The 12,078-nt window shown below is 56.8% G+C and carries 12 protein-coding genes; 5 read left to right on the top strand and 7 right to left on the bottom strand.

What is annotated here, in order from left to right; all coding sequences use genetic code 11:
• The first annotated feature begins 113 nt into the window (after window positions 1–113).
• Window positions 114–2,399 (top strand): NADP-dependent malic enzyme, encoded by a 2,286-nt coding sequence (locus FE840_RS06385; protein ID WP_138285671.1) that lies wholly within the window; start codon window positions 114–116, stop codon window positions 2,397–2,399.
• On the opposite strand, the gene FE840_RS06380 is transcribed toward FE840_RS06385, so the two are convergent.
• The 7 genes from FE840_RS06380 to FE840_RS06350 form a co-directional block, all read right to left on the bottom strand.
• The gene (locus FE840_RS06380; protein ID WP_138285672.1) at window positions 2,396–3,313 is read right to left on the bottom strand and encodes a LysR substrate-binding domain-containing protein; all 918 of its coding nucleotides are present in this window, start codon (window positions 3,311–3,313) and stop codon (window positions 2,396–2,398) included. The genes FE840_RS06385 and FE840_RS06380 overlap by 4 nt on opposite strands.
• Window positions 3,314–3,625: 312 nt before the next feature.
• Entirely contained in the window at window positions 3,626–4,504 is an 879-nt protein-coding gene (gene olsB / locus FE840_RS06375; RefSeq protein ID WP_138285673.1) for a l-ornithine N(alpha)-acyltransferase, read from the bottom strand.
• Between the two features lie 95 nt (window positions 4,505–4,599).
• A complete protein-coding gene (lspA, locus tag FE840_RS06370; RefSeq protein WP_138285674.1) occupies window positions 4,600–5,097 on the bottom strand; it encodes a signal peptidase II in 498 nt (165 codons plus the stop codon).
• Entirely contained in the window at window positions 5,094–5,957 is an 864-nt protein-coding gene (locus FE840_RS06365; protein ID WP_138285675.1) for a TrmH family RNA methyltransferase, read from the bottom strand. Before FE840_RS06365 ends, lspA begins: the two co-directional genes overlap by 4 nt.
• Window positions 5,954–7,093 carry a class I SAM-dependent methyltransferase gene (locus FE840_RS06360; protein ID WP_138285676.1) on the bottom strand — a complete coding sequence of 380 codons (1,140 nt, stop codon included), beginning with the start codon at window positions 7,091–7,093 and terminating at the stop codon, window positions 5,954–5,956. The genes FE840_RS06365 and FE840_RS06360 overlap by 4 nt, the downstream gene beginning before the upstream one ends.
• A 102-nt stretch (window positions 7,094–7,195) precedes the next feature.
• Window positions 7,196–7,540, bottom strand: a complete 345-nt coding sequence (locus FE840_RS06355; protein WP_138285677.1) for a LapA family protein — start codon at window positions 7,538–7,540, stop codon at window positions 7,196–7,198.
• Window positions 7,541–7,634: 94 nt separating this feature from the next.
• Entirely contained in the window at window positions 7,635–7,937 is a 303-nt protein-coding gene (locus FE840_RS06350; protein ID WP_054149157.1) for an integration host factor subunit beta, read from the bottom strand.
• Between the two features lie 317 nt (window positions 7,938–8,254).
• On the opposite strand from FE840_RS06350, the gene lptC reads away from it, so the two are divergent.
• From lptC to rpoN, 4 genes are all read left to right on the top strand, one after another.
• Window positions 8,255–8,938: an LPS export ABC transporter periplasmic protein LptC gene (gene lptC / locus FE840_RS06345; protein ID WP_138285678.1), complete on the top strand. Its 684-nt coding sequence runs from the start codon at window positions 8,255–8,257 to the stop codon at window positions 8,936–8,938.
• Window positions 8,935–9,489 (top strand): LptA/OstA family protein, encoded by a 555-nt coding sequence (locus tag FE840_RS06340; RefSeq protein ID WP_138285679.1) that lies wholly within the window; start codon window positions 8,935–8,937, stop codon window positions 9,487–9,489. Before lptC ends, FE840_RS06340 begins: the two co-directional genes overlap by 4 nt.
• Before the next feature lie 16 nt (window positions 9,490–9,505).
• Window positions 9,506–10,318: an LPS export ABC transporter ATP-binding protein gene (gene lptB / locus FE840_RS06335; RefSeq protein WP_138285680.1), complete on the top strand. Its 813-nt coding sequence runs from the start codon at window positions 9,506–9,508 to the stop codon at window positions 10,316–10,318.
• 143 nt (window positions 10,319–10,461) lie between these two features.
• Complete coding sequence (rpoN, locus tag FE840_RS06330; RefSeq protein ID WP_138285681.1) at window positions 10,462–12,024, top strand: RNA polymerase factor sigma-54; 1,563 nt, start codon at window positions 10,462–10,464, stop codon at window positions 12,022–12,024.
• Window positions 12,025–12,078 lie beyond the last annotated feature (54 nt).

Below are 12,078 nucleotides of genomic sequence, written 5' to 3'. Positions count from 1 at the left end.
GGGCCAATGTTTTCTTGAAAATGCACTCGTTCAACACTAACGACCTTAAATAGGTAAAAACAACAGCACGGGTCCATCGCTTCGGACCTGCCCACAACAAGCTGAGGGGAAACATGCCAACTGAACCGAAGTCCGTCCGTACCCGTGTTTCCGTGACTGAGCAGGAGGCGCTTGATTTCCATTCCCAGGGTCGTCCGGGCAAGCTGGAGATCACGCCGACCAAGGCGATGGCCACGCAGCGCGATCTGTCGCTCGCCTATTCTCCAGGGGTCGCAGTGCCGGTCAAGGCGATCGCCGCCGATCCGGCCACGGCTTACGACTACACCACGCGTGGCAACATGGTCGCCGTCATCTCGAACGGCACGGCCATCCTGGGCCTCGGCAATCTCGGGGCGCTCGCCTCCAAGCCGGTCATGGAAGGCAAGTCCGTTCTCTTCAAGCGCTTTGCCGATGTCGATTCCATCGACCTTGAAGTCGACACGGAGAATGTCGACGAATTCATCAACTGCGTGCGCTATCTCGGCCCCTCCTTCGGCGGCATCAACCTCGAAGACATCAAGGCGCCCGACTGCTTCATCATTGAAAGCCGCCTGCGCGAACTGATGGACATTCCGGTCTTCCACGACGACCAGCACGGAACCGCAATCATCGCGGCGGCCGGGTTGATCAACGCGCTGGAGCTGACGGGACGCGACTTCAAGACGACCAAACTCGTCTGCAATGGTGCGGGCGCTGCAGCCATCGCCTGTATCGAGCTGATCAAGGCCATGGGCTTCAGCGGCGAAAACATTATCCTCTGCGACACCAAGGGCGTGATTTATCAGGGGCGCACCGAGGGCATGAATCAGTGGAAGTCCGCCCATGCGGTCAAGACCGACCGGCGGACGCTTCGCGAGGCCATGGAAGGGGCAGACGTCGTGTTCGGTCTATCGCAGAAAGGTGCCTTCTCCGCCGACATGATTGCCTCGATGGCGGACAATCCGATCATTTTCGCCATGGCCAATCCGGACCCGGAGATCACCCCCGAGGAAGTAGCCGAGATCCGTTCGGACGCGATCATGGCGACCGGGCGCTCGGACTATCCGAACCAGGTCAACAATGTTCTGGGCTTCCCCTATATCTTCCGCGGCGCGCTCGACGTGCGCGCCAGACAGATCAACGATGCAATGAAGATTGCCGCCGCTCGGGCACTCGCCGACCTCGCCCGTGAGGATGTCCCCGACGATGTGGCGGCCGCCTATCAGGGCCAGCGACCGCGTTTCGGGCCGCAATACATTATCCCCGTGCCCTTCGATCCGCGCCTCATTTCGGCGATCCCGGTTGCAGTCGCCAAGGCCGCAATGGAGACAGGCGTGGCACGCAAGGAGATCGAGGATCTCGGCGCCTATGCGCATGAGCTTTCCGCCCGTCGAGACCCTATTGCTGCCGCGACACAGCGGATCTTCGAACACGTGCGTAGCCATCCGAAGCGTGTCGTGTTTGCCGAAGGCGAAGAAGAACAGGTGATGCGTGCGGCAATTTCCTTCGCCAATCTCGGCCTCGGCACCGCCATCCTGCTTGGCCGCGACGAGCCGCTGAAGGCGACGGCCGAGCGGGCAGGGATCGATCTCGATCGTCCGGGCATCGAGGTGGTCAATGCCCGCATGTCGACCCGCGTCGATGCCTATACCGAGTATCTCTATGCCCGCCTGCAGCGGAAGGGCTATCTGCATCGTGACGCTCAGCGGCTGATCAACACCGACCGAAACCACTTTGCCGCCTGCATGGTGGCGCTTGGCGATGCCGATGCCATGGTGACCGGCACGACGCGCAACTATTCGACCGCACTCGAAGACGTGCGTCGCTGCATCGACACCGCCCCCGGCCACCGGGTGATCGGCGTATCGCTGGCGCTTGCCCGCGGTCGGACGATCGTGGTGGCGGATACGGCCGTGCACGACATGCCGACCGCCGAAGAACTCGCCGATATCGCGGAAGAGGCAGCGGGTGTTGCCCATCGACTGGGGCTCGAGCCACGCGTTGCGCTCCTTGCCTATTCCACCTTCGGCCATCCGACCGGCGAGCGCTCCGAGCGTGTGCGTGAAGCCGTGAAGATCCTGGACCGACGCGGTGTGTCCTTCGAATATGATGGCGAAATGGGGGCGGATGTGGCCCTGAACAGCCACCGCATGGAACAGTATCCCTTCTGCCGCCTTTCGGGCACGGCCAACGTGCTGGTCATGCCGGCGATCCATTCGGCAGCGATCTCAACCAAAATGCTGCAGGAACTGGGTGGGCTCACCGTCATGGGACCACTGCTCATCGGCCTCGAAAAGTCCGTCCAGATCGCCCAGATGGGTGCCAAGGACAGCGACATCGTCAACATGGCGGCGATTGCGGCCTATAACGCTGCTGGCTAAACCTTGAAGGGAGCGGCCTTTGCAAGCCGCTCCATGTCCATAGCGAGCTCGTCCCTCAGCCACTGCTTGAACCGTTCGACCTTAGGACAACGACGGGCTTTGTCTGCAGTCACCAGATAATGGCCAAACCCGGTTTTGACCGCTGGCCCAAAGGGCGCGACCAGTTGACCCTGCTGCAATGGGCTTGACGCCAGGGTTTGCCAGGCCAACATGACGCCTTGGCCTGCAATTGCCGCGTCAATACAGAGCGAGGCTTCGCTGAACTCATGGCGCGCCCGAATCTCGGCTCCGGCCAGACCGACAGCCTGAAGCCAGACATCCCAAGAGAACATGGCTTTGCCGTCGATGATCTTGGGCAATCCCAAGATATCAGCGGGATGCGTCAAACCCTCCGCCATTCGTGGAGTGCAGACTGGCAGGATCTGCTGTTCCAGGAGCAGTTCAGCGCGAAAGCCCGGCCAGTCGCCGCGCCCCACGCGGATCCGGAGATCGACGTCAACGACACTTGTGTCAACCAGTCGGTCAGTTGCGTCAATCCGAAGACTTATGTCTGGGAACCTGGATGAAAAATCGCTGACGCGGTGCACCAGCCAGCGGGACGCAAAAATCGGCGCGACGGAGATTGTCAGCACTTTGTCGTTCTGGTCATCCGCCAGTGCAACCGCCGCAGAGAACTGGCGCATACCCTCTGACAGATGCGCCATAATGTCGGATGCAGTCTCCATCACGACCATGCCTCTGCTGGTCCGATGAAACAGGGCGCGTCCAAGCTGCTGCTCTGTCTTGATGATCTGTTGGCTGACCGCGCCTATCGACACACCGAGCTCATCGGCGGCCTTTTGAAGGGAACCAGTTCGATGGACGGCTTCAACCGCTCGCAACCCATTGAGATGAATACGACTCAAGCTCTTCATGCAGAAAATCTATAGTCAAAAGAGAGAAAACTCAATTGAACAAGAAGAAATAATCACAGAAACCGACACAAAGCATCAAAATTTCAATCTAGACATCCCGGGCATGCCCCATGATATTAAAGATTTTCTTAAATCGTAAACGTTCGGCCAAAAGGCCGGGATGTCCTGTGTGGACGCACGATCCTCTCGCCCACCCCGACATATTGAAAATGGATGAGCGACAACTGGCTGACTTACCGCTGATTCCGGAAGTCCCTTTGCCAGTGAACCATTCTTCCAAACCCGCCGAAAGGCTTTACCCGCCCAAGGCCGTCAGCTTGCAAACCGGCCAGCGTCCGCACCGTAGTAACTGACATATCGCCCGGAAATGCTGGAGATCGGCAGGACAATCAGAACATCCGTCGTGTTGAAGGCCTGATCAATCACCGCGCCGCTGCCAATCATTGCGCCAAGTCGGAGATAGCCCTTGATCAGTGGCGGCATCGCCATGAGTGCTTGCTTGGCATTGATGGCTTCCGACGGCATCAGATCCATTTCACGGTAAAGCTCTGGCCGTGCGGCGACCTCCCATTCGCCCTTGGCGCGAACGGAATTGTGCAGGAACGACAGCGCGAGAGCGTGCACCTCAGGCTGAATGCCGGGGAAGGATGCACAGCCGAACATGACATCAATCTGATGACGCAGCGCATAGGCCCAGCAACCCTGCCAGAGCAGTTCAACTGTCCGCTTGCTGCGATAGGGCGGAAGAACGCATGAACGGCCTAGCTCCATAAAACGCTTGGCCGGATGCCGTGCGACAAGCCTTTCCACCTCGAATTCAGAACCGGAATAGAAGCCGCCATGGGCGGCCGCCACTTCATGGCGCAGGATCCGGTACGTCCCTACGATCTGGTCTTCGATATCGCCTTCAAGGGCACGGTCGAGAACAAGCAAATGGTCGCAATAGGCATCCCAACTATCAATTTCCCGCCTCTGCTGCACCAGATCCGGCCCAACTTGCGAGCCCATCTCTTCGACAAAGACCCGATAACGAATTGCTTGGGCCGCCTCGATCTCACGGCTGTTTTGCGCAAGCCGTGTCTCAAGCGAGCCAATTCGACCAAGCAACTCGACCTCGCGCGGCGCGATCAAAGGTGCGATCACGCCGGTCGCGGTGTTCAAAGATGCTCGTTCCAAGACTTCGGCGCTCATGGTTGTCTCCCCGCGTCGTTTCAGGCGCCATAAACCATGAGTCTGCAACAAAAGGGTGACAAGAACCGTGTCCAACCGCCATTTCGCTGCAGACTTCAGCTCTCCTCACGCCTGGAGCGGCGGTGCACAATGATCTCATCGATCAGGATCGCCACGGCTCCGAGCGTGATCAGGCTATCTGCCAGATTGAATACCGCAAACGACCAGGTGGCGGTATAAAACAAAATGTAATCGACGACGTGACCGTAAATGAAGCGGTCAATCAGGTTACCCAAAGCACCCGCAATAATCATCGCAAAACCCAAATGGGCGAAATGCTGGTCCGGGCCTGTCTTGCGCCAGAGCCAGAGCACGAATGCAACAATGATCAGCCTAAGACTGACGATGAACCATCCATCCATGTCGGACAGCATGGAGAAGGCAACACCGAGATTATGGGTCCGGTAGAGCCCCCAGAAAGGAATGACCGGCACAAGCTCATGGAGAGGCAGATATATTTCCACCGCGTATTTGATGATCTGATCCAGCATCAGTGCCGTCATGATGAAGAGAACAACTGGCACGGGGCGATTGAGGGCTGCAAGCAGTTTCATCCCTTGCCTCCGTCCAGCGTCAGCAAGTGGCGGCGAACTTCAAAAAGCATGACACCCGTTGCAACGGCGAGATTCAATGAGTCGGCGGTCCCTGTCTGGGGTATGCGTGCCAAGGCATCAGCGGCCTTTGCCAGTTCGTCGGGCAAACCTGACTGTTCATTGCCCATCAAGAGCACCACCGGCTTGGAACGATAGTCGATAGTGCGATAGTCAACAGCTCCGGCAAGATGTGTCGCCACGAGTCTGGTATCCGTCGTCTTTTTCCAAGCCAGGAATTCGGCCGGTGTAGCCTTCACAAGAGGCAAGGCAAACATCGAGCCCATGGTCGCTCTCACGGTTTCCATAGAGAATGGGTCTGTGCAATCACCGACCAAAATCACGCCAGAGGCGCCAACAGCATCGGCAGTTCTGACAATAGTGCCCAGATTACCAGGGTCGCGAACGCGGTCGAGGGCAATCCAGGTCTGATCACGTGCGGGAACAACCTCTTTCAAAGCCATCCAGCGCTGATCGAACACGGCAGCGACCATTTGCGGATTCTCGCGCCGCGTGATGGAGGCCATGACTTTCTCGCTGACTTCCAGCACAAGGCCGCCAGATGCGACTGTTCGGGCGGCGACCTTTTCGACCATCGGCTTGCCCTTGCCGGCCTTGGCGTAGACGAGGGTGCGAATGATCCATCCCCGATCCAGCGCGTCGATGATCAGTTTCAGTCCCTCGGCCAGGAAGGTCCTGCTCTGGTCCCGAGACTTTTTCAAAGCCAGTGCCTTGATTTCTTTGACAATCGGATTGGCGAGGCTGGTCACCTCTTTAACCTGGCCGACCCGTCGCGCACCATCATGCCTCAAGTCGTCTTTCATTTCGGCACCCAGCGGCTGAAAAGTGATGTGGAAAGCGCACGCCCGTCGGGCTGCCTCCCGTCCAAACCGGTTTCCCGGATGACAAGCTCACCCGATTCCACCAGGCCACCCTTGCCCCGCATGGTCTCGCGCATCAGTTCATGGATCGAGTAGAAACTTGCACGGATGGAATAGGCGGTCAGCACCAGCCCCTTTGCTTTCGGTGTCAGGAGCTCTCGACAGATGTCGAGCATCAGCGGCAAATGGTCGAACAGATGCCAGACCTCGCCATTTGGGCCACGGCCAAATTTCGGCGGGTCGGTCAGTATGATGTCGTAGCGATTACCACGGCGCTCTTCGCGGAGGATGAACTTCATCGCATCCTCACAGATCCAACGTATGGGTGCCTTATCAAGGCGACTGAGCGCCTGGTTCTCCCGTGCCCAGCCGATGGCCTTTTTGGACGCATCCACATGGGTCACTTCTGCACCAGCTGCTGCCGCGACGAGCGAAGCGACGCCCGTATAGCCAAACAGGTTCAGCACCTTCAAGGGACGGCCTGCCTCTTCGATTGTCTGTTTCATCCAGCGCCAATGGGCGATCTGCTCCGGAAAAACTCCAACATGCCTGAAGGCGGTAAACCGACCCAGGAAGTCGATACTCAGGAGCGAAAGTGGCCATGTCTCGCCCAAAGCTTCCCTCGGAAACCGCCAGCGCCCCATGCCATCTTCTTCCGTATCGCCCGTAAAGACGGCATCCACCTTGTCCCACACATGCGCCGGCAGCGACCGTGGCCACAAGGCCTGTGCTTCCGGTCGGATGATCCGATAGGGTCCATACTGTTCAAGTTTGAGCCCATCACCGCTGTCAATCAGGTGAAAATCGCCAGCACCACTCGATTCGAGAATCAAGGGTATGTTCTGTTTCGGACGCTCTCCTGTTCGCACGCTGAGTATCCGCATGCCTTCGGTCGCAACGACAGGCTCCGTGTTGTCGATCCGCGAAGAAGCCTTGTTCGCAGACTGCTCTGAAGGCTTTCCAGACTGCTTGGCGGCTCCGTATGGGATATTGCGCCGCGGCTCGCCTTTGGACGACGCTTTCGCTCCGCGCTGTTTGCCCGCTGTCTTTGCGCCAGAACGGCGTTCGTTGTTTTTCACTTATTTTGTCCGAGGCTCTGATGGAGGCCCGCAATAGCATCGCAAACGGCCAGAAAAAAGCAGTTTTGCCCTAAGCATCTGACTTGGCGCGAAGGAATGTGATCACTTCATGGCGATTTGAGGCAGCCCCTGACCGGCAATCTCTTCCGCGCGTGTCTTGTGACGGTCCGCTTCCGTCTGCCAATGCTGCGCCGCCTTTGCCTCACGACGGGCGCGCTTGCGATGTTTCGACTGTGATATCCAAGCGATCACAAAGCCCAGAAGAAGACCGAGGATGACTGACAGAATCAGCATGACGAACAGAGGCGCGGATACCGACAACATCTGATCGGCAGGATTGAAGGGGTTGAGAGCCAGCGTCACGTCCTGACGATTGGCAACAGCGAGCACTATGAGCACAAGGCCGAGGGGGACGAACACCACCAGAGCCACTAGCCTGCTGAACATTTTTTTCTCCTGCGCAAAGCGTGAGACCGGGACGAACACGGTCGTTCAATGCAAGATAATCAGAGGCTGAGGCAATTCAACCCGGTACCGGAGACTACTCGTCGTCTTCGTCGCCCATGCCGGGATTGAGGCGCTCGCGTAGTTCCTTACCGGTCTTGAAAAAGGGGACCCACTTTTCCTCAACGAAAACGGTTTCACCGGTCCTTGGATTGCGGCCAGAACGCGAGGGACGATTCTTTACAGAAAACGCGCCAAAACCTCGCAATTCGACACGGTTCCCGGCGGCGAGTGCATCGGTGATTTCATCAAGCACCGCATTCACAATATTCTCGACGTCACGATGATAGAGGTGCGGATTACGGGCAGCAACAATCTGCACTAGTTCCGATTTGATCACGCCGGCCCCCTTGAAGTCTTTTCGGTTAAAAGAATGGCGCACAAGGTGCCAAACCGAAAAACCCACGTCAAGGAACAACTTAACCAAAAAGAGGCGGCGGTTGATGTACCATGTCGGATGTCACTTGCTTCATGGCAGATCGAACACGGAAGCGAAGACGACGCGGCACGGCGCAATCTTCTTTCTCACGCCCGCTCACGAAAGGATTTGTCGCCGATCTTTGCATCTCGACCTTGGGCATATTACATAGGAGACGGTAACGGGTGCGGACATGCAAACACGCCTGCAACCGTTTAATCCGATCAACGGACACAAGAATGCTGCAACAGACTGACGATCACACGCTGGCTGCGAGTTGGCCATCAAGCGCAGCCGCCTATGAAAGGGCGGTCCAGCACTCTCGGCGCGTGCGCCGCATGAAGATATTGCTGCCGATCGGCGCACTGCTGATCACTTGCACCTTCATTGGTGTGTCCGTCGTGCGGGCTTACCTTCCAGAAAACATTCAGATCGAATCTGCCAAGATCGAAAATGGCAAGGTGGTCATGGAGAAGCCAGCGATCTCGGGACGAAACTCAGAAGGTGTCAGCTATTCGCTTCGCGCGTCCCGAGCTCTGCAGGACATCAAGAATCCCAACATTATTGCGCTTGAGAACATTGCTGCGGCTGTGCCCGTCAATGACAAGATCATTGCAACCGTCAATGCACTTGGTGGCGTCTTTGATCGTGGTGCAGACTATCTCGATCTAAACCAGCCCTTCACGCTCAATCTGAGCAGCGGGATCGATGCCAAGTTCAATTCTGCGAAACTTGACATCAAGGGTGGAACACTCGACACGCCTGACCCTGTCGAGATCAATACAAAAGGCGCTTCGATTGTTGCGAACTCCCTCCAGATAAAGGATAAGGGGCGAACGATGCTGTTCACGGGTCAGGTTCGCCTCCAAATCGAACCCTCGACCCTACAGAAAAACGACTCCGTGGAAACCGTTCAACCATGACCAGCCCCATCTTTTCGCGGCATGTCTCCGCCATTCTCGCTCTTGGTTTTCTCGGCTGTTTCTCGGGCAATGCCTTGGCGCAGTCGACCAATAGCCAAATGGACGGGCTAAAGCTTTCAAATGACCAACCCATTCAGATCGAAAGCGACTCGCTGGAAATCCGCGAGCAGGAAAAAAGGGCATTCTTTACAGGCAATGTGAAGGTGGTCCAGGGAACTACCACGCTGCAGGCCGGCGCCATGACAGTCCTCTACAGCGGTGAAGGCTCCGGCATTACCCAAGGAAATGCCGATATTCAAAAGATCGACGTCAACAACAAGGTGTTCCTTTCATCGGGCACCCAGCAGGCCACCGCCGATTCGGGCTATTTCGATATGGAGCGCCAGATTTTTGTTCTAGAAGGCGACCGCGTCGTTCTGTCAGAGGGGAAAAACGTTTTTGTTGGCTGCAAGCTAACGGTTCAGATGACAACCGGGCAGGCAAAGCTGGATAGCTGCGGTGGCCGCGTACAGATACAGCTCGACCCAAAATCCCAACAAACGAACAATTGATGGGATCGACCTGAACGTGCGTATTCCCTTCTTTTCCAAACGGAGCCGCGGTCAATCCACTCCGGCACACGGCTCCACACGATTGCCGGGAGACAAATCCCGCTATGAAGGGACGCTCATTGCCCATGGATTGACCAAGACCTATGGGACACGCCGAGTGGTCAATGGAGCATCTCTGGTGGTGCGACGGGGAGAGGCCGTCGGCTTGCTTGGGCCCAATGGCGCGGGCAAGACAACCTGTTTCTACATGATCACCGGTCTCGTTCCGGTGGATGCCGGAACAATCGCCATCAATGGCAATGATGTGTCGTCAATGCCGATGTACCAAAGGGCAAGGCTTGGAGTGGGTTACCTCCCCCAGGAAGCCTCCATTTTTCGTGGTCTTTCAGTCGAAGACAATATTCGGGCGGTTCTTGAGGTTCACCAGCGCGACAAACGCAAGCGGGAAGCGAAGCTTGACGAGCTCTTGCATGAGTTCCACATCGAGCGACTGAGGAAATCAGCGGCTGTTGCGCTTTCCGGCGGCGAGCGTCGCCGCCTTGAAATCGCCCGAGCTCTAGCAACCGACCCGACATTCATGCTGCTGGACGAGCCATTTGCCGGCGTTGATCCCATTTCGGTATCCGACATTCAAAACCTGGTGCGCCACTTGACGGCGCGCGGTATCGGCGTCTTGATCACAGACCACAATGTCCGTGAAACACTCGGACTGATTGACCGGGCATACATCATTCATGCTGGTGAAGTGCTGACGCATGGACGCGCCAGTGATGTGGTGAACAATGCCGATGTCCGTCGCCTTTACCTTGGCGATAATTTCAGCCTCTGACGCGGCAAATACGATAATTCGCGGTTCTACCTCCTCATTCACTTGACCAAAACAAAATAAAAAGCAATTTTTGGGCCAAGTGGGTCTTCTTTGTCATTCAAGATGAAGATTCTCGGGGAATGTAGGGGAGTTCAGCGTCCGCCATGGCCTTATCCGCCAACCTGTTCCTTCGACAGAACCAATCTTTGGTGATGACGCCGCAGCTGATGCAATCCATCCAGCTGCTCCAAATGACCCATATGGAGCTTATCAACTTCATCGCACAGGAAGTTGAACGCAATCCGCTGCTTGAAATGGCGGCAGATGAGGGAGATTTCATCACAGACACCCCGAACCCCGGCGAGCTTTCTGCCCCGGCGTCTTCCGATACTGCATCTCACGACGATGATGGCGGAGGAACACCGTCTCTCGATAGCGCGTGGTATGAGGCCGGTGATGGCGGCGCGCTCGGGGACCGGCTCGATGCGAATTATGACAGCGCCTTCACTGATGAAGGCAGCACCGTTCGCGCCGATGCACCCGAGTTGCTCGGCCAGTGGAAGTCCATGCCAGGCGCCGGCGAAAACGGTGAAGGCTATGACCTTGATGATTTTGTTGCCGGTCAGGTCAGTTTACGCGATCACCTCAATCAGCAGGTGCCGTTTTGCGTGAATTCCGCCGGCGATCGACTGATTGCCGCGATCTTGATCGATCATCTTGATGAAGCAGGTTATCTGCGCGCCGATCTGGAGGAAATAGCGACGCGGCTCGGTCAGCAGCCGAATGCGGTATCAACTGTTTTGCGAGCTCTCCAGACTCTCGACCCTCCGGGCGTGTTCGCCCGCACACTCAGCGAGTGTCTGGCAATCCAGCTTCAGCAGCGAAACCGGCTTGACCCGGCGATGTCTGCCCTTGTCGACAATCTGGAGCTTCTGGCCAAACGCGATTTCGCGACACTGAAACGACTTTGCGGTGTGGATGAGGAAGACCTGCTCGACATGCTGAACGAGATCCGCAAGCTCAATCCAAAGCCGGGCAGCGGCTTTGAGACAAGTGTGATCGAGTCAGTCGTTCCGGATATCATCGTCCGTCCGGATCCGGCGGAGGGATGGAAGGTAGAACTAAATCCTGATGCCTTGCCGCGTGTTCTTGTCAATCAGAGCTATGTGGCGTCGGTCAGGAAGAAGAGTGCAGGCAAAGGGGAAGACGAAAACTTTCTTTCAGAATGCCTGCAAACCGCAAACTGGTTGACCCGAAGCCTGGACCAGAGGGCCAGGACAATCATGAAAGTCGCCACGGAGATTGTGCGTCAGCAATCCGCATTTCTCGACGAGGGGGTAGATCATCTGCGCCCCCTTAATCTGAAAATGGTTGCTGATGCGATCAAGATGCACGAATCGACCGTCAGCCGCGTGACGACAAACAAATACATGCTGACCCCGCGTGGCCTGTTCGAGTTGAAATATTTCTTCACCGTGTCGATTGCGTCTGCAGAGGGGGGAGACAGTCACTCGGCAGAATCCGTACGCCACCGGATCAAGGCCATGATCGCTCAGGAGAGCCCTGATGCCGTACTTTCTGACGATGATATCGTGACGTCGTTGAAGGCCAGTGGTGTTGAGCTTGCGCGCCGAACGGTTGCCAAATACCGGGAATCGATGAACATTCCTTCGTCTGTGCAACGGCGCCGGGAAAAGAAGGCGATGGCCAAAGCCTGTGTCAGCTAAGCTTCATCGGCTTCAACGCCATGATCGAGGGCGAGTGGAGCTCAACTGATCGGA

The organism is Peteryoungia desertarenae (assembly GCF_005860795.2).
GTDB classification, from domain to species: domain Bacteria; phylum Pseudomonadota; class Alphaproteobacteria; order Rhizobiales; family Rhizobiaceae; genus Allorhizobium; species Allorhizobium desertarenae.
Note: the sequence above shows the minus strand (reverse complement) of the source record. Positions and strands in the feature narration are given on the sequence as shown.

Excerpts from the sequence above, each read along its gene's own strand:
- olsB (WP_138285673.1), bottom strand. The coding sequence starts at position 4,504 with ATGAGCGCCGAAGTCTTGGAACGAGCATCTTTGAACACCGCGACCGGC.
- FE840_RS06385 (WP_138285671.1), top strand. The coding sequence starts at position 114 with ATGCCAACTGAACCGAAGTCCGTCCGTACCCGTGTTTCCGTGACTGAG.
- FE840_RS06340 (WP_138285679.1), top strand. The coding sequence starts at position 8,935 with ATGACCAGCCCCATCTTTTCGCGGCATGTCTCCGCCATTCTCGCTCTT.
- FE840_RS06355 (WP_138285677.1), bottom strand. The coding sequence starts at position 7,540 with ATGTTCAGCAGGCTAGTGGCTCTGGTGGTGTTCGTCCCCCTCGGCCTT.
- rpoN (WP_138285681.1), top strand. The coding sequence starts at position 10,462 with ATGGCCTTATCCGCCAACCTGTTCCTTCGACAGAACCAATCTTTGGTG.
- lptC (WP_138285678.1), top strand. The coding sequence starts at position 8,255 with ATGCTGCAACAGACTGACGATCACACGCTGGCTGCGAGTTGGCCATCA.
- FE840_RS06380 (WP_138285672.1), bottom strand. The coding sequence starts at position 3,313 with ATGAAGAGCTTGAGTCGTATTCATCTCAATGGGTTGCGAGCGGTTGAA.
- lspA (WP_138285674.1), bottom strand. The coding sequence starts at position 5,097 with ATGAAACTGCTTGCAGCCCTCAATCGCCCCGTGCCAGTTGTTCTCTTC.
- FE840_RS06365 (WP_138285675.1), bottom strand. The coding sequence starts at position 5,957 with ATGAAAGACGACTTGAGGCATGATGGTGCGCGACGGGTCGGCCAGGTT.